Below are 16,687 nucleotides of genomic sequence, written 5' to 3'. Positions count from 1 at the left end.
TCAGCCTAGGCGCGTGCAGTGACCGTGGGGGGTGCCTCGAAGGTCTCTCCGTTGCGGGGGACCCCGATGCCGTGCCAGGTGAAGGGGACACCCCGGGCCGCGTCCGGGTCCGGGCCGTCCATCAGCTGGAAGTGCAGGTGCGGTTCGGAGGAGTTGCCGGAGTTGCCGCAGCGGGCGATCACCTGTCCGGCGCGGACGCGGTCGCCCTCGCGGACGGTGAGGGAGCCGCGCTGAAGGTGGGCGTAGGCGGCGTGGGTGCCGTCGCCGAGGTCGAGCACGACGTGGTTGCCGAGGAGGCGGTGGACGCCCGCCATCTCGCGTATCGAGCCCTCGACGAGCATCAGGTACAGCAGGCCGGGCAGGGAGGTGCGGCTGAGGTGGTCGCGCTGCCCGTCGGTGACCCGTACGACCGTGGCGTCGGCCACCGCGAGGACGGGGGCGTCGAACGCCGGGAAGTTCCGGGGCGGGCGGGCGAGCGGCCAGAACCAGGCGAAGGCCGGGCGGGCGCCCGGCTCCGGCTCGGCCAGGACGTCGATGGCGTACGTCTGACCGTGGGCGTGCACACCGTGACTCGGTGTGCGGTCGGCCGGGCTGTTCAGCGCGGACCAGCGCCCGGTGACGGGCACGGCGACCTCAAGGGGCTCACGGGCGACGCCGGGGGCGTCCGGTGTGCCGCCCCAGCGGTTGGTGACCGTGATCACGACGTACGCCAGGACCAGGGGGAGGAGGTCCCACCACACGGCGTAGTCCCAGCCGGTCAGGACGTGGACGATCACCATGCCGACGAAGGCCAGTTGGAGCCCTCGGAAAGCTGTCGTGCCGAGCTTGCGTGCGGACATGTCCGTCCCCCTCGTTCCGTCGCTTCTACGGGCGGGTCGTCGCCAGGGCCACCAGGAGGGGTACGACCCGCCCCGGTGGCACCTCGTGGCGGCCCCGGCCGGTCGTGTGGAGCCAGCCCGTGGCGGTGAGCTGGCGCAGGTGGTGGTAGATCTGGCCGGTCGTGCCGACCTCGTCCAGCTCGGCGAGTTCGGTGGCGGTGCGCCGGCCGCCGAGGATCTCGCGGAGCAGGCGGATCCGGACCGGGTGGCCGAGCGCCGCGAACGACTCGGCAGCCGTCGTCCAGTCGCCCTCCAGCAGGTCCTCCGTGAGGAGAGTCATCTGCCAGGAGTACTCCTCGCCCGTCGGCAGGCCCACGGAGCCCGTGTAGAGGACACCGCCGTCGGTCACCCCCGCCTCGGACAGCTGTTCCCTCAGCCCGTTCAGAGCCCAGAAGTCGCCCCCGTCGATGCGGGGGCCGGTGTGCCGGGCGCCTTCCAGGGCCGCCAGACGGCGCTCAAGGTCGGCGACGCGTTGTTCCAGGTCCATTCTTTGATTTTACGGAACTACGTAATTACGTGCAAGGGTCGCCGCAGACGTCCCCCCGGGGCACGGCGAAGCCCCCGCCCGGCGGACCGGGCGGGGGCTTCGGAGCGGTTGCCTACTTCAGCAGCGCCGGGATCGTGCCCTCGTGCGTCTCGCGCAGCTCGGACAGGGTGAGCACGAACTCGCCCTGGACGTCCACGGTGTCGCCGTCGACGACACCGATGCGGGTGACGGGCAGGCCCCGCGCACCGCACATGTCGTTGAAGCGGACCTCTTCGGAACGGGGCACGGCCACGACCGCGCGGCCGGCCGACTCGGAGAAGAGGAAGGTGAAGGCGTCCAGACCGTCCGGGACGATCAGGCGGGCGCCCTTGCCGCCCAGCAGCGCCGACTCGACGACCGCCTGGATCAGACCGCCGTCGGACAGGTCGTGCGCGGAGTCGATCATGCCGTCACGGGAGGCGGAGATCAGGATCTCCGCCAGCAGGCGCTCGCGCTCCAGGTCGACCTTGGGCGGCAGGCCACCGAGGTGGTCGTGCACGACCTGCGACCAGGCCGAGCCGCCGAACTCCTCACGCGTGTCGCCGAGGAGGTAGAGCAGCTGCCCCTCCTCCTGGAAGGCGACGGGCGTGCGACGGGCCACGTCGTCGATGACGCCGAGGACCGCGACGACCGGGGTCGGGTGGATGGCCGCCTCGCCCGTCTGGTTGTAGAGGGACACGTTGCCGCCGGTCACCGGGGTGCCCAGCTGCCGGCAGGCGTCCGCCAGACCGCGCACGGCCTCCGCGAACTGCCACATCACCGCCGGGTCCTCGGGCGAGCCGAAGTTCAGGCAGTCGGAGACGGCCAGCGGCTTCGCACCGGTGGTGGCGACGTTGCGGTACGCCTCCGCCAGGGCAAGCTGGGCACCGTGGTACGGGTCGAGCTTGGCGTACCGGCCGTTGCCGTCCGTGGCGATGGCCACGCCGAGGCCGGTCTCCTCGTCGATCCGGATCATGCCGGAGTCCTCGGGCTGGGCGAGGACGGTGTTGCCCTGCACGAAGTGGTCGTACTGGCTGGTGATCCAGGACTTGGAGGCCTGGTTCGGGGAGCCGACCAGCTTCAGGACCTGGTCCTTCAGCTCCTCGGAGGTCTCCGGCCGGGGCAGCTTGTTCGCGTCGTCCGCCTGGAGCTCGTCCTGCCAGGAGGGGCGGGCGTAGGGGCGCTCGTAGACCGGGCCCTCGTGCGCCACCGTGCGCGGGTCGACGTCGACGATCTTGCCGCCGTGCCAGTAGATCTCCAGGCGGTCGCCGTCGGTCACCTCACCGATGACGGTGGCGATGACGTCCCACTTCTCGCAGATCTCCAGGAAGCGGTCGACCTTCTCCGGCTCGACGACCGCGCACATGCGTTCCTGCGACTCGCTCATGAGGATCTCCTCGGGCGAGAGCGTGGAGTCGCGCAGCGGGACGTCGTCCAGGGTGACGCGCATACCGCCGGAGCCGTTCGAGGCCAGCTCGCTCGTCGCGCAGGACAGGCCCGCCGCGCCGAGGTCCTGGATGCCGACGACCAGCTTCTCGGCGAAGGCCTCCAGGGTGCACTCGATGAGGAGCTTCTCCTGGAAGGGGTCGCCGACCTGGACGGCCGGGCGCTTGCTCGGCTTGGCGTCGTCGAAGGTCTCCGAGGCGAGGATCGACGCGCCGCCGATGCCGTCGCCGCCGGTGCGGGCCCCGTAGAGGATGACCTTGTTGCCCGCGCCGGACGCCTTGGCGAGGTGGATGTCCTCGTGCCGCATGACGCCGATGGCACCGGCGTTGACCAGCGGATTGCCCTGGTAGCAGGCGTCGAAGACGACCTCGCCGCCGATGTTGGGAAGGCCCAGGCAGTTGCCGTAGCCGCCGATGCCCGCGACGACGCCCGGCAGGACGCGCTTGGTGTCGGGGTGGTCGGCGGCGCCGAAGCGCAGCGGGTCGACGACCGCGACCGGGCGGGCGCCCATCGCGATGATGTCGCGGACGATGCCGCCGACGCCGGTGGCCGCGCCCTGGTAGGGCTCGACGTAAGAGGGGTGGTTGTGCGACTCGACCTTGAAGGTGACCGCGTAGCCCTGGCCGACGTCGACGACACCGGCGTTCTCGCCGATGCCGACGAGCATCGCGTCGGACTCGGGGGCCTTCTCGCCGAACTGACGCAGGTGCACCTTGCTGCTCTTGTACGAGCAGTGCTCGGACCACATGACCGAGTACATGGCCAGCTCCGCGCCGGTGGGGCGGCGGCCGAGGATCTCGACGACCCTCTCGTACTCGTCCTTCTTCAGGCCCAGCTCGGCCCAGGGCAGCTCGACGTCGGGGGTCGCGGCCGCGTGCTCGACCGTGTCCAGAGGCGTCCGGCTCATGCGTTGACCAGCTTCTTGAGGATCGAGGTGAAGAACGGGAGGCCGTCGGTGCGGCCGGTGCCGATCAGAGGCTCGACGGCGTGCTCGGGGTGCGGCATGAGGCCGACCACGTTGCCGGCCGCGTTGGTGACGCCGGCGATGTCCCGCTGCGAGCCGTTGGGGTTGAAGTCCAGGTAGCGGAAGGCGACGCGGCCCTCGGCCTCCAGCTTGTCGAGCGTGTACGCGTCGGCGACGTACTGCCCGTCGTTGTTCTTCAGCGGGATGTGGATCTCCTGGCCGGCCGAGTAGTCGGTGGTCCAGGAGGTCTCGGCGTTCTCCACGCGCAGCTTCTGGTCGCGGCAGATGAAGTGCAGGTGGTCGTTGCGCAGCATCGTGCCCGGCAGCAGATGGGCCTCGGTGAGGATCTGGAAGCCGTTGCAGATGCCGAGCACCGGCAGACCGGCCTTCGCCTGCTCCAGCAGGGGCTCCATCACCGGCGAGAAACGGGCGATGGCCCCGGCGCGCAGATAGTCGCCGTAGGAGAAACCACCGCACAGCACCACGGCGTCGACCTGCTTGAGGTCCTTGTCCTTGTGCCACAGGGCGACCGGTTCGGCGCCCGCGACCCGGATCGCGCGCTGCGTGTCACGGTCGTCCAGACTGCCGGGAAAAGTGACGACGCCAATACGAGCGGTCACTTCACGGCCTCCGCGACTTCCTCGACGCGGATCGTGAAGTCCTCGATCACGGTGTTCGCGAGGAAGGACTCCGCAAGATCATGAATGCGGGCGAGGGCGGCCTCGTCGACCGGCCCGTCAACTTCCAGTTCGAAACGCTTTCCCTGGCGGACGTCCGAGATCCCGTCGAATCCCAGCCGCGGCAGTGCGCGCTGCACCGCCTGGCCCTGGGGGTCGAGGATCTCCGGCTTGAGCATGACGTCGACTACGACGCGTGCCACTGGCACTCCCGGTGTGTGGTGCTGAGCAGGTTCCTTCAGACTACCCGCACAAAATTTCTACGCGCGTTGACTTGTAGGAAACTACGTGACCGTCATCACGATCCGGCATCGACGGACCCACACGCGAAATTTTCGGGAAAGATTCCGGATCGACACCCGGCAGCCATTACCTTCTGACACGCGGAAGGATTTAGTCGGGCTTCACAATGTATTGCCAGGCACTGTACAAATGAATTGGCAAAGTGCCGCATGAAGGGACCGATATTCGTGGCGCAGAAGGTCGTGGTCACTCTCTTTGACGACATCGACGGCTCGGAAGCGACGGAAACGATCGCCTTCGGACTGGACGGCAAGTCGTACGAGATCGACCTGAGCGAAGTCAACGCCGGAGAACTGCGGCAGGCGCTCGCGCCCTACGTGGAGGCCGGCCGCAAGCGGTCCCGCTCGGGCAAGGCCTACCGGCAGACGGAGGTCGCCCCCGACCCCTCGGCCGTGCGCGCCTGGGCCCAGGCCAACAAGATGGAGGTCCCCGCGCGCGGGCGCATCCCCAAGAAGGTCTACGAGGCGTTCACCGCCGCGCAGTGACGGCCCGTCGAGCCCCGTCCCCACGGCCGGCCACCCGCCCCTCGCGGCAACCGACTTGCGCAGCACCCGGGCTGATCAGCTAGAGTCTGGAGCACGCCGAGGGGCGAGGCCGAAAGGCCCAGCTCACGGAAACATGCGGGTGTAGTTCAGTAGTAGAACATCCCCCTTCCAGGGGGAAGGCGCAGTGTGCGATTCCTGTCACCCGCTCTGCATCGCCATACCAACCACTCTTGTGGATCAGGTAGGCTGGTGCCTGCACCGGTCGGTGAAAGCTGATCGGGAGCAAATGCGGACGTAGCTCAGTTGGTAGAGCGCAACCTTGCCAAGGTTGAGGTCGCGAGTTCGAACCTCGTCGTCCGCTCGGGAAAGAAGACCCCGGTCCATCAGGACCGGGGTCTTCTTCGTGCACGCGAGCGTTCGCCTGACATTTGTCATGCCGAAAGATGACAGCGCGCACTGCTCCCGGGCCCGCCCGGCCGGGACGCTTGAAGCATGGAAACCAACGGACACGAACACGTGATTGAGGTCACTGACCTGCGACGTGTGTACGGGGGCGGGTTCGAGGCGGTACGCGGAATCAGTTTTTCCGTCCGACGTGGGGAGATCTTCGCGCTGCTCGGCACCAACGGCGCGGGCAAGACCTCCACCGTCGAACTCCTGGAGGGACTCGCCGCTCCGGCCGGCGGACGGGTACGGATCCTCGGGCACGACCCGTACACCGAACGGGCCGCCGTACGGCCCCGCACCGGCGTGATGCTCCAGGAAGGCGGCTTCCCCTCCGAGCTCACCGTCGCGGAGACGGCGCGGATGTGGGCGGGCTGCGTGAGCGGGGCCCGGCCCCCCTCGGAGGTGCTGGCGCTGGTCGGCCTGGAGACGAAGGCCCGCACCCGGGTCAAGCAGCTGTCCGGCGGCCAGCGGCGCCGCCTCGACCTGGCCCTCGCCCTGCTCGGCGATCCCGAGGTGCTCTTCCTCGACGAACCGTCCACCGGCCTGGACGCCGAAGGCCGCCGGGCCACCTGGGAGTTGGTGAGCGCACTGCGCGACGGCGGGACGACCGTGCTGCTGACCACGCACTACCTGGAGGAGGCCGAGAACCTCGCCGACCGGCTCGCGATCATGCACGACGGCCGGATCGCCACCACCGGGACACCGGCCGAGGTGACCGCCGCGGAACCGTCGCGGATCTCCTTCGAACTGCCCGACGGCTACTTCGTCGGCGATCTCCCGCCGCTTCCCGAGCTGGGCGTGGCCGGGCACGAGACCGACGGCCGGATCGTCCGGCTCCGCACCCGCGAACTGCAGCGGACGGCCACCGAGCTGCTGGTCTGGGCTGCGCAGGCCGGGGTGGAGCTGCGCCGCCTGGACGTGCGCTCGGCCTCCCTGGAGGAGGCGTTCCTCGGGATCGCCAAGAACGTCCCGGCGGATCGGGCCACCGGCATGACGACGAAGGAGTACGCGGCATGAGCGCCACGCAGACGACGCTCCGGCCCGCCACGGCCGCGACGACCCCGCTGAGCCGGATGACCGCTCTCGCCCGCGCCGAACTGACCCTGTTGGGGCGCACCAGGGGCGCGCTCGTCGCCGCGCTGTTCGTACCGCTGGTGATGCCGGTCAGCGTGCGGTCGGCGGCGGAGGAGATGGACCTCGCCGGGGCGGGGCTGAGCACCGGCACGCTGGTGCTGCCCGCCGCGGTCGGCTTCTCCCTGCTGTTCGCCGTCTACTCGGTGCTCGTCGGCGTGTTCGTCGTCCGGCGTGAGGAGCTCGTCCTGAAGCGGCTGCGCACCGGCGAGCTGCGAGACGCCGAGATCCTGGCCGGCTCCGCGCTGCCGGCCGTCCTCACCGGGCTGGCGCAGTGCCTGCTGCTGACGGCGGGCTGCGTCGCCCTGCTGGACCTGTCCGCCCCGTCGGCGCCCCATCTGGTCGTGCTCGGCCTGCTGTTGGGGCTCGTGATGTGCTCGGCCCTCGCCGCGGCCACCGCGAGTTTCACCAGGACGGGCGAGAGCGCCCAGGCCACGCCCATGCCGCTGCTGCTGGTCTCGATGATGGGCTCCGGCATGTTCGTACCGCTGGAGCTGCTGCCGGACAAGGTGGCCTCCGTGTGCGAGCTGCTGCCGCTGACGCCCGTGGTCACGCTGGTGCGCGGCGGCTGGGCCGGGAATCTCTCCGGGTACGAGGCGCTGGGCGCTCTCGCGACGGCGATGGCCTGGATCCTCATCGCGGTGTTTGCTGTACGGCGGTGGTTCCGCTGGGAACCGCGGCGCTGACCGGAGGGGGAGTGACGGGCCGATGCGCACGCCGGGCAGGTGGTGGCGGCACAAGAGCACGCCGGAGAAGGTCGAGACGTACACGCGGGGGTCGTTCCACCTCTTCGCGGTGATGGAGTTCTTCTCCGTCGGGCTCACGTCCGTGGCTCCGCTCGGGGCACGGCTGGGCAGTGCCGTCATGGCGGTGGTGGCCGTGCACGCCGGTCTCTGCTTCGTGGCCGTCTCCCGGTCGATCGACTGGACACGAGGCCGCAGGCCCCAGCCCACCGGGCTGCTGTGCACCCTGGCCGCCGTGACCGCCGCGATCGCCGTCGCCGCGATCGGCATCGCCGAGCACGGGCCCAAGGGCGAGGACGTCGACACCGCCGCCGGGGGCGTCTTCGGGGTGATCCTGATCTTCGGTCCCGGCATCATCGCGCTCGGCGTCCGCGACCGGCGGCGCGCGTTCGCCATCGCGGGCGGCTTCGCGGCAGGCACCTGGACCGTGGCGTTCGCGCTCGGCGCCCCCGCGCTCACGGCGCTTCTCACGGCGCTGATCGTGCTGATCGGCGGCATGTTCATCGCCTTCACCGCCGTCTTCTCCATCTGGCTGCTGAATGCCGTCTACCAACTCGACGAGGCCCGCGAGACCCGGAGCCGGCTCGCCGTCGCCGAGGAGCGGCTGAGGTTCGGGCGGGATCTGCACGACGTCATGGGGCGCAACCTGGCCGTGATCGCCCTCAAGAGCGAGCTGGCCGTGCAGCTGGCCCAGCGGGGGCGGCCGGAGGCCGTGACACAGATGGTCGAGGTGCAGCGGCTCGCGCAGGAGTCGCAGCGCGAGGTGCGGGAGGTCGTGCGCGGCTACCGGGAAGCCGACCTCACCTCGGAACTCGCCGGTGCGCAAGGGGTGCTGGCGGCGGCCGGCATCGACTGCACGGTCGGCGGGGCACCGGTGGCCGGGCTGCCGGCCGCGGTGCAGTCCGCCCTGGGCTGGGTGGTGCGGGAGGCCGCGACGAACGTCCTGCGGCATGGGGACGCACGGCGGTGCGACGTGCGGTTGCGGGTGCTGGAGGGGCGCGTGGTGTTGTCCGTGGAGAACGACGGCGTGAGCGAGGCAGGGAAGGAACCCGGGGCCGGGCCGTCCGGTTCGGGGCTCGCCGGGCTGCGGGAACGCCTGGCGGAGATCGAGGGGACGCTGGAGGCCGGCCCGGCGGGGCGCGGGCTGTTCCGGCTGACGGCGGAGATCCCGCTGCCGTCGCCGCCCGCCCCTCCCGGCGCCGCCCCCGCCGTCATCGCGGCGCGGCCTGTGAGTGAGGTCACCTCGTGATAACCGTGGAACCCATCCGGCTGCTGCTCGCCGACGACGAGCACCTCATCCGGGGGGCGCTCGCCGCTCTGCTGTCGCTGGAGGACGACCTGGTCGTCGTCGCCGAGGCGGCCACCGGGCCCGAGGCGATGGCGATGGCCCGGGCGCACAAGCCCGATGTCGCCGTGCTCGACCTCCAGATGCCCGGGGCCGACGGTGTGAAGGTCGCCACATCGCTGCGGGCCGAACTGCCCGGCTGCCGGGTCCTCATCGTCACCAGCCACGGGCGGCCCGGGCATCTGAAGCGGGCGCTGGAGGCGGGGGTGCGGGGGTTCGTGCCCAAGACCGTGAGCGCGCAGCGGCTCGCCGAGCTCATCCGGACGGTGCACGCCGGGAACCGCTACGTCGACCCGGAGTTGGCCGCCGACGCGATCGCCGCCGGGGACTCGCCGCTGACCGCGCGGGAGGCCGAGGTCCTGGAACTGGCCGCCGACGGGGCGCCCGTCGCGGAGATCGCCGAGCGGGCCGCGCTGTCGCAGGGGACCGTACGGAACTATCTGTCGTCGGCCGTGTCGAAGCTCGGGGCGGAGAACCGGCATGCGGCCGTGCGGCTCGCGCGGGAGCGAGGTTGGGTATAGTGGTTCTCGCGCCACGGCGCATGCGAACGTAGCTCAGTTGGTAGAGCGCAACCTTGCCAAGGTTGAGGTCGCGAGTTCGAACCTCGTCGTTCGCTCCATCGAGAAGCCCCCCGGCTCCGGCCGGGGGGCTTCTTCGTGCGCTACTTCCTCACGCCCAGGTCGTACCGGTCAGGCGCTCGTACGCCTCCACGTACTTGGCGCGGGTCGCGTCGACGACCTGCTGGGGCAGGGCCGGCGGCGGCTGCTCGCTCTTACGGTCCCAGCCGGACTCCGGCGAGGTCAGCCAGTCCCGGACGAACTGCTTGTCGTACGACGGCTGCGCACGGCCCGGCTGCCACTGGTCGGCCGGCCAGAAGCGGGAGGAGTCCGCTGTGAGGACCTCGTCCGCGAGGACCAGGTCGTCACCCTCGAAGCCGAATTCGAACTTGGTGTCCGCCAGGATGATGCCCCGCTCGCGGGCGATGTCCCGGCCCCGGGAGTAGACGGCGAGGGTCGCCTGGCGCAGCCGGGCCGCGGTGTCCGCGCCGACCTGGCGGGCGACCTCCTCGTAGGAGACGTTCTCGTCGTGCTCGCCGACGGCGGCCTTGGTGGCCGGGGTGAAGATCGGGGCGGGCAGTTCACTGCCGTCGGTCAGGCCCTCCGGCAGGGCGAGACCGCAGACCGTGCGGGTCTCGTTGTACTCGGCGAGGCCCGAGCCGGTGAGGTAGCCGCGGGCCACGCACTCGACCGGGACCATCTGCAGCGACTTGCAGATCAGGGTGCGACCCGCCCAGTCGGCGGGGGCGCCCGCGGGCAGTTCCGTGCTCAGGACGTGGTTCGGGACCAGGTCGGCGAGCCGGTCGAACCACCACAGGGAGAGCTGGGTGAGGATCCGGCCCTTGTCGGGGATCTCGGTCGGCAGCACCCAGTCATAGGCGGACATGCGGTCGCTGGCGACCATCACGAGGTCGCCCGCCTCGTTGCGGTACAGCTCGCGCACCTTGCCGGTGTGCAGATGCACCAGGCCCGGAACCTGGATCGGTTCGGGCTTTTCGACGAATCCGGACACGGTTCCTCCCCGTGGTTCTGTCCAAGTGGCTCGATTCTCCCGTACCCGGGCTTGATCGCGGACAGTGGGTCAGTCGCGTTTGCAGATGCGGTCCAGGAGGTTGGCGGTGGCGCGCTGGACACGCGGGTCGACGTGACCGGGGCGGTCCAGGGCCGGGGACCAGGCGAACGTTCCTGCTGCGAAGACCCAGGCACCGGAGGGCGCGCGGTACAGGGACGTCTCCTGGTGGCGGAGGACGCCCTCCTTGTCGGTGTACGGGGAGTGAGCGAGCAGCATGCGCTCCTCGTGCTCGGGGAGCGGGGTGCGCGGGAAGTAGCGGTCCGCCTCGCCCGCCACCAGGTTCTCGATCTCGTCGCCCTCATGCGCCCCGGTCGCCTCCCACAGCCAGTGCCCGGCGTTGCGCACGATCAGCGGGTGCGGCTCGGGGACGGGCCCGGCGTACTGGATGCCCAGGAGCTGCTGCTCCGCCCGGTCGATCTCCCGCCACAGCACCGGCTTGCCCGGCCCCCGGCGCTTGCGGCAGGTCAGCAGCCGGTCGGGGACTCCGGACGGGGAGGGACCGAGCTCCACCTGCCAGTACATGGAGTTGGCGGAGAGGAAGACCAGCGAGGTGCCGGCGTCGCGGGCGCGCTCGACGGTCCGGCGCATGTCCGCCGACCAGTACTCGTCGTGGCCCGGGAAGACCAGTCCCCGGTAGCGGGCCGGGTCGACGCGGCCCGCGTGCAGGTCGGTGGCGCCGGCGTAGGCGACGTCGTAGCCGTAGCGCTCGGCCCAGCGGATGAAGTCGTAGGCGTGACCGACGTGGAGGGGGAGGCCGGCGCCCGCGTACGGACGGTCGAAGGAGACCGTCGTGGCGGCCTCGGACTCGCCGAGCAGCCGGCCCTTGTCGTCCCAGGCGTGGTAGAGGCTGGCGCCTGTGCGGCCGTCCTCGGGGTAGAGGTTGTAGGCCTGCCAGGTGACGTCGGGCAGCACGAGCAGCAGGTCGGCGGGCTGGTCGTGGCGGACGGTGAAGGGGACGTGCGAGCGGTAGCCGTCGGCGGTGGTCAGGACGGCGACGTACGCGCCGACGTTCCAGTACGACGGGACCTGGAGGCGCCACGACAGCCACCAGTGGTGGCACGAGACCGTGCGGTCCGCGGTGAGCGGCGCGGGCTGGACGATGCCGGACAGACGCGGGCTCGTGGTGATCTTCGCGGCGCCGTCACCGCCGTAGTGACCGATGCGGTAGATGTCGACGGCGAACTGCTGGGGCGGGTCGACGGTGATGTGGAAGTCGATGGCCTCGCCGGGCGCGACCGCTCCGGTGGAGGTGAAGCCCTTGATCTGACGGTGGACGTCGTCGGCCGCGCGGGGGCCGCCCGAGCGGCTGCCCTTCTTGGACGGGTGGGGGGCGTCCTGGTCCACGTACCAGGGGACGACCTGACCCGAGTCGTCGAAGTACGTCACGTGACCGCGCAGCCACGGGACGGGGCCCTGCCCGAAGGGATCCGTCACGGCGTGCGCCAGCGCTCCCGACTCCCAGCGGCGGATCTGCTCCGAACCCATGGTTGCTTCCCCTCCCCTTGCCCCCGTGGTGGCGCCTGCCGGTGTGCCATGTGCCGGTGTGGTGTGTGCGGTGTTCTGTGGTGCGCTGTGGTGTTCCGCGGTGGCTGTGATGCCGTCGTGCCTATGTGCTTGTCGTATGTCGCAAGCCCTTGCCCCGCACGCGAACGGTCCCAGCACATCACATAACGCGCGCGCTTCGTCACTGTTCGTTTCGAATTGGCCAGAACCGGAAGGGGGTGCTCCGGCGGTCAGCCGAGGCGGACGGGCTTCTCCGGGCGTATGCCGAGCTGGGAGAGCCAGACCCGCAGAGGCGTGGCGTCGCCGTCCTCGATGAGGGTGAGGACCTTGGGGGCCAGATCGGCCGTGCGCTCACCGTCGATCAGGAGGGTCGGGCCGTCCAGCCAGTCCAGGCCGGGAGCCGCGCCGGCGGTGTCCATCGCGGCGCAGCAGACCATCGCGGTGAGGTGGTCGGCGAGCAGTTCCCTGGCCGTGCGCGGGGGCTGGAGGGGGAAGAGGGGCAGGGCCCGGTCGTCCCAGAGCGCCGCGTCGTCGGAGGCGGGCGACGTCGAGGCGGGCGACGGGGCCGCCGGGGAGGGGGCGGCCTCCTCACGGGCCAGTTCGGCGCTGAGCCGGGCGGCGAGGGTGGCGCTGGGGGCCGTCGTACCGGAGAGGTCCTCGTCGTCGAGGGGGTCCGGTGCGCCGGGGGTTCGGGCGGGGGCGGTGTCCGGCCCGGAGACGGCCGGGCCTCCTGCGGGGCTGCCGGCCGGGGTGCTCCCGGTCGTCCGTGCGGTGCCCGGGTCCGCCAGGTGGTCGAGGACGCGGGACAGGGTGGGGGCGCCGGTCGCGGGGGCGGTGGGGCCGGGGGCGGGGCGGACGCCCATGGTGTCCAGGACGCGGTGGAGGCGGGCCGCGTCGAGGCGCCACTTGCGGTCGACGACCTCGTCCGGGTACTCGCTCCAGTCCACCGGCGACCAGTCGGGCCCCGACCCGGCGGGGCCGCCGTGGAAGAGGCGGGCCGCGAGGAGGGAGGCGGCCTCGTCGACCGTGCCCGGCTCCTCCAGCAGGTCGCAGGCGGGCCGCTCGCCGAGCCGGGACGCGAATCCCTCGGCCAGGCGGTCACGCCGGGACAGCTCCGTGAGCGCAGCGACCACACCGGCGTCCAGCCGGGACGGCCAGCGGCCCATCCGCCAGGCGGGCAGCGCCACCCGGGTCAGCAGCCGGTCCCAGCCCGCGTACGCCAGGCCCACCTGCTCCTGGGCGACGATCCGCAGCCCGTAGTCCACAGCCTGTGCACGCTCCGCGGCGGCGGCGGCCACACCGCGCTCCAGCTCAGCGGCATGAACGCGGCAGCTGCGCAGCAGCAGCCGGGCGACCCAGCCCATCCCGGCGAGCACCGCCCGCGAGACCGGCTCGCGGCGGGGCGCCGAGGCCACGGCCACCGCGGCGTCCAGACCCCGCACGAAGCGCCGGGCGGCGGCTATGTCCGGGTGGGCCGAGGGGCCCGTACCGGCGATGACCGGGGCGAGGACCGCGCGCAGCTCGCCCACCCGCATCCACCACAGGAACGGGGAGCCGATGACGAGGACCGGCGCGACGGGGTGCCGGCGGTGCGCCTGCCTGCCCGCTCCCGCTATGTCGTGGTGCTCCTCGGCCGGGGGCGGGCCGTGGGCCGGGTGCGTACGGTCCTCCAGCCAGCTGTCGCAGTCCGGGGTGAGCGCTATCGCCGAGGGCGCGGGGACGTCGAGGCGGTCGGCGAGGTCGCGCACCATCCGGTACAGATCCGGCGCCGCCTCCTCGGTGACCGGGACGGTCGGGCTCATGGCGGGCCGGGCCCGGGCGACGACCAGGGCGATGCCGGCGGCGGCGAGCAGCACGAGCACCGCGAACGGCGTCAGCACCCAGCGGGCCGTGTCCCAGACAGGGCCCTCCAGGCGGTCGCCGGCGGCGCCCGCGAGCAGGATCACGGCGACGGCGGCCGGCAGCAGGGCGACGGCCAGGGCACGGCTGCGGATGCGCAGCACGGCCAGTGCCCGTGCCCGCGCGGCCTGCGCGCCTGCTTCCACACCCATTCCGGTCACTACCGACCTCACCCCCTCCCCGTTGACCTGATGCTGCCCTTGCTCACTCCCCCACTGTGGCACCCGCCACTGACATCGCAATGCCGGTGGGCCAAGTGCCGGAACGCTTGCGCCGCACCCTAGTTGGGGCTCCGGCCCCCGTCAGCCGGATAGGGCATCGGTCACTCGATGGAATGGCTTTGGGGAGAGGTGGATGACGGACAGCGAGCATCAGGCCCCCACCTCTCGCATAATTCCGGCCCCGCCTCCCGCGTGCTTGCGGCCCCGCCTCCCGCGTGCTTGCGGCCCTGCCCCTCGCATACGACAGGCCCCGGATCCTGAGACGGATCCGGGGCCTGTGGGGTTCATCGGCGGCGGGGTGGTTTCCCCGCCTCGCGTGCGCCGGTTACGCGCCCGCCGCCTTCGCGGCGATGTCCGTGCGGTGCTGGGAGCCGTCGAGGCGGATGCGGCCGACGGCCGTGTAGGCGCGGTCGCGGGCCTCGGTGAGGTCCTTGCCGGTGGCCGTCACGGACAGGACGCGGCCGCCGGCGCTGACGACGGTGTCCCCCTCCTGGCGGGTCCCGGCGTGCAGCACGTACGCGTGCGGGGCGTCCTGCGCGGCGACCTCGTCGAGACCGGTGATGGGGTCGCCGGTGCGCGGGGTGCCGGGGTAGTTGTGCGAGGCGACGACGACGGTCACGGCCGCGTCGTCGCTCCAGCGCAGCGGCTCCAGGTGCGCGAGGTTGCCGGTGGCGGCGGCCATCAGCAGGCCGGCCAGCGGCGTCTTGAGCCGGGCCAGGACCACCTGGGTCTCGGGGTCGCCGAAGCGGGCGTTGAACTCGATCACACGGACACCCCGGGAGGTGATCGCGAGACCGGCGTAGAGCAGGCCGGAGAACGGTGTGCCGCGCCGCTGCATCTCGTCCACGGTGGGCTGCAGCACGGTCTGCAACACCTCGTCGACCAGCTTCGGGTCGGCCCACGGCAGCGGGGAGTACGCGCCCATGCCGCCGGTGTTGGGGCCCTCGTCGCCGTCCAGCGCGCGCTTGAAGTCCTGGGCGGGCTGGAGCGGGACGACCGTCTCACCGTCGGTGACGGCGAACAGGGAGACCTCGGGGCCGTCGAGGTACTCCTCGATGACCACGCGCTCGCAGGCCGCGGCGTGCGCCCGGGCCGCTTCGAGGTCGTCGGTGACGACGACGCCCTTGCCCGCGGCGAGCCCGTCGTCCTTGACGACGTAGGGGGGCCCGAAAGCGTCGAGGGCCGTGTCGGCCTCTTCCGGTGTGGTGCAGACGTACGACCGGGCCGTGGGCACCTCGGCCGCCGCCATCACGTCCTTCGCGAAGGCCTTGGAGCCTTCCAGCTGCGCGGCCCGGCCGGACGGGCCGAAGACGGGGATACCCGCCTCGCGCACGGCGTCGGCGACACCTGCGACCAGCGGGGCCTCCGGGCCGACGACCACCAGCTCCGCGCCGAGGCGGGTGGCCAGCGCGGTGACGGCGGCGCCGTCCAGGGCGTCGACCTGGTGCAGCTCGGCGACCTCGGCGATGCCGGCGTTGCCGGGGGCGCAGTGCAGCGCGGTGACGTCGGGGTCGTGGGACAGGGAGTGGCACAGGGCGTGTTCGCGGGCGCCGCTGCCGATGACGAGGACCTTCACGGGGGTCAGCCTAACGGGAGGCACCGGGTTCCCTTTGTGCGGGCCGCCGAGGCGAGGAGGGATCTTGAGCTGGAGGTTCCTCCAAGGACGGCGGCGTCGTCTACGGAAGTCGCCGCACGAGCCCGGCTATTCGTTCGTGAACTCCTCGACCACCGTCGCTCCCAGCTCCCGCACGATCAGCTCCTGGCCGGAGAGGGCCGACTCGTCGAGGTCGGGATCGTCGTCCTCGGGGATGTCCTCCTCGACCGAGACGTGCCGCGGCTGGGGGGCGGAGGGCTGGGGGGCGGACGCGGCCGGCGCGGGGGCCGGGGTGGAGGTGGTGGCGGGAGCGGGGCCGCTCGACTGCTGGGCGGGGCCGGCCGGGGGAGCCGGCTGGGACGGGGCGGGGCGCTGGGCTGTCGCCGTGCCGCCGCCCGAGTTGTAGCCGCCGGCACCGCCGCTGCTGTAGCCGCCACCGCCGCCGAAACCGGAGGGGCCGCCGCCGGGCGCCGGGGGCGCGGAGCCGCCCGAGGGGTCGACGATCGCCTCGATCTTCCACTGGACGTTGAACTGCTCGCCCAGCGCCTGCCGCAGCACGTCCTCGCTGCCGCTGCTCAGGAAGTTGTCCCGGGCTCCGGCGTTGACGAAGCCGAGCTGGAGGGTCGTGCCGTCGAAGCCGGCCACCTGGGCGTTCTGACTGAGCAGGATCCAGGTGAAGCGCCGGCGGTTCTTGACCGCGTCCAGGATGTTCGGCCAGAGCATACGGGGGTCGAGATGGCCACCGCCGGTGGGAGCGGAGGCGGGGGCGGGAGCGGGAGCCGACGTCGCCGGAGGCTGGGCCGCCGGAGGGGCGCCGGGGGCGGGGGTGCTCGTCGGCGGGGTATGCGCCGACGGGGTGTTCGGCGCGGGCGCGCCCGGGGCGGCCGTGGGCCAGCCACCGGGGCGACGGCCGCCGC

14 protein-coding genes, 3 tRNA genes and 1 pseudogene are annotated in these 16,687 nt (G+C 72.0%); 8 read left to right on the top strand and 10 right to left on the bottom strand.

The annotated features are described in order from the left end of the window. Positions 1-5: 5 nt before the first annotated feature. The 5 genes from OO68_RS39255 to purS form a co-directional block, all read right to left on the bottom strand. Complete coding sequence (locus tag OO68_RS39255; protein WP_033314271.1) at positions 6-839, bottom strand: M23 family metallopeptidase; 834 nt, start codon at positions 837-839, stop codon at positions 6-8. Positions 840-864: 25 nt separating this feature from the next. After that, the gene (locus OO68_RS39250) at positions 865-1,365 is read right to left on the bottom strand and encodes an ArsR/SmtB family transcription factor (RefSeq protein ID WP_033314270.1); all 501 of its coding nucleotides are present in this window, start codon (positions 1,363-1,365) and stop codon (positions 865-867) included. A 112-nt stretch (positions 1,366-1,477) separates the two neighbouring features. After that, a complete protein-coding gene (purL, locus tag OO68_RS39245; protein WP_033314269.1) occupies positions 1,478-3,736 on the bottom strand; it encodes a phosphoribosylformylglycinamidine synthase subunit PurL in 2,259 nt (752 codons plus the stop codon). Beyond that, a complete protein-coding gene (gene purQ / locus OO68_RS39240; RefSeq protein ID WP_033314268.1) occupies positions 3,733-4,413 on the bottom strand; it encodes a phosphoribosylformylglycinamidine synthase subunit PurQ in 681 nt (226 codons plus the stop codon). The genes purL and purQ overlap by 4 nt, the downstream gene beginning before the upstream one ends. Further along, positions 4,410-4,673: a phosphoribosylformylglycinamidine synthase subunit PurS gene (gene purS / locus OO68_RS39235; protein WP_033314267.1), complete on the bottom strand. Its 264-nt coding sequence runs from the start codon at positions 4,671-4,673 to the stop codon at positions 4,410-4,412. The genes purQ and purS overlap by 4 nt, the downstream gene beginning before the upstream one ends. Positions 4,674-4,940: 267 nt before the next feature. Here purS and OO68_RS39230 point away from each other — a divergent pair, with 267 nt between their 5' ends. The 8 genes from OO68_RS39230 (at position 4,941) to OO68_RS39195 (ending at position 9,543) form a co-directional block, all read left to right on the top strand. After that, on the top strand, positions 4,941-5,258 hold the full coding sequence (locus OO68_RS39230; RefSeq protein WP_033314310.1) for a histone-like nucleoid-structuring protein Lsr2: 318 nt from the start codon (positions 4,941-4,943) through the stop codon (positions 5,256-5,258). A gap of 135 nt (positions 5,259-5,393) precedes the next feature. Next, positions 5,394-5,465 (top strand) — tRNA-Gly (locus OO68_RS39225). A gap of 81 nt (positions 5,466-5,546) precedes the next feature. After that, positions 5,547-5,619, top strand: a tRNA-Gly gene (locus tag OO68_RS39220). Positions 5,620-5,750: 131 nt separating this feature from the next. Next, a complete protein-coding gene (locus tag OO68_RS39215) occupies positions 5,751-6,722 on the top strand; it encodes an ABC transporter ATP-binding protein (protein WP_033314266.1) in 972 nt (323 codons plus the stop codon). Beyond that, positions 6,719-7,522, top strand: a complete 804-nt coding sequence (locus OO68_RS39210; RefSeq protein WP_033314265.1) for an ABC transporter permease — start codon at positions 6,719-6,721, stop codon at positions 7,520-7,522. Before OO68_RS39215 ends, OO68_RS39210 begins: the two co-directional genes overlap by 4 nt. Before the next feature lie 22 nt (positions 7,523-7,544). Next, the gene (locus tag OO68_RS39205) at positions 7,545-8,828 is read left to right on the top strand and encodes a sensor histidine kinase (RefSeq protein ID WP_033314264.1); all 1,284 of its coding nucleotides are present in this window, start codon (positions 7,545-7,547) and stop codon (positions 8,826-8,828) included. Between the two features lie 14 nt (positions 8,829-8,842). Then, a complete protein-coding gene (locus OO68_RS39200) occupies positions 8,843-9,445 on the top strand; it encodes a response regulator transcription factor (RefSeq protein ID WP_033314309.1) in 603 nt (200 codons plus the stop codon). A 22-nt stretch (positions 9,446-9,467) separates the two neighbouring features. Then, positions 9,468-9,543 (top strand) — tRNA-Gly (locus OO68_RS39195). Between the two features lie 50 nt (positions 9,544-9,593). Here OO68_RS39195 and OO68_RS39190 read toward each other — a convergent pair. The 5 genes and pseudogenes from OO68_RS39190 to OO68_RS39170 all read right to left on the bottom strand — a co-directional run. Further along, positions 9,594-10,493, bottom strand: coding sequence for a phosphoribosylaminoimidazolesuccinocarboxamide synthase (locus OO68_RS39190; RefSeq protein WP_033314263.1), 900 nt, complete (start codon positions 10,491-10,493; stop codon positions 9,594-9,596). Positions 10,494-10,562: 69 nt separating this feature from the next. Continuing rightward, positions 10,563-12,038, bottom strand: coding sequence for a N,N-dimethylformamidase beta subunit family domain-containing protein (locus OO68_RS39185; RefSeq protein ID WP_033314262.1), 1,476 nt, complete (start codon positions 12,036-12,038; stop codon positions 10,563-10,565). Positions 12,039-12,286: 248 nt separating this feature from the next. Further along, entirely contained in the window at positions 12,287-14,107 is a 1,821-nt protein-coding gene (locus OO68_RS39180) for a M48 family metalloprotease (RefSeq protein WP_209442671.1), read from the bottom strand. Between the two features lie 394 nt (positions 14,108-14,501). Continuing rightward, the gene (gene purD, locus OO68_RS39175; RefSeq protein WP_033314260.1) at positions 14,502-15,752 is read right to left on the bottom strand and encodes a phosphoribosylamine--glycine ligase; all 1,251 of its coding nucleotides are present in this window, start codon (positions 15,750-15,752) and stop codon (positions 14,502-14,504) included. A 126-nt stretch (positions 15,753-15,878) separates the two neighbouring features. Beyond that, positions 15,879-16,687, bottom strand: a pseudogene (locus OO68_RS39170) (DNA polymerase III subunit gamma and tau); the annotation flags it as partial.

Origin of the sequence: Streptomyces iakyrus (genome assembly GCF_000717055.1) — a bacterium.
Taxonomy (GTDB): domain Bacteria; phylum Actinomycetota; class Actinomycetes; order Streptomycetales; family Streptomycetaceae; genus Streptomyces; species Streptomyces iakyrus.
Note: the sequence above shows the minus strand (reverse complement) of the source record. Positions and strands in the feature narration are given on the sequence as shown.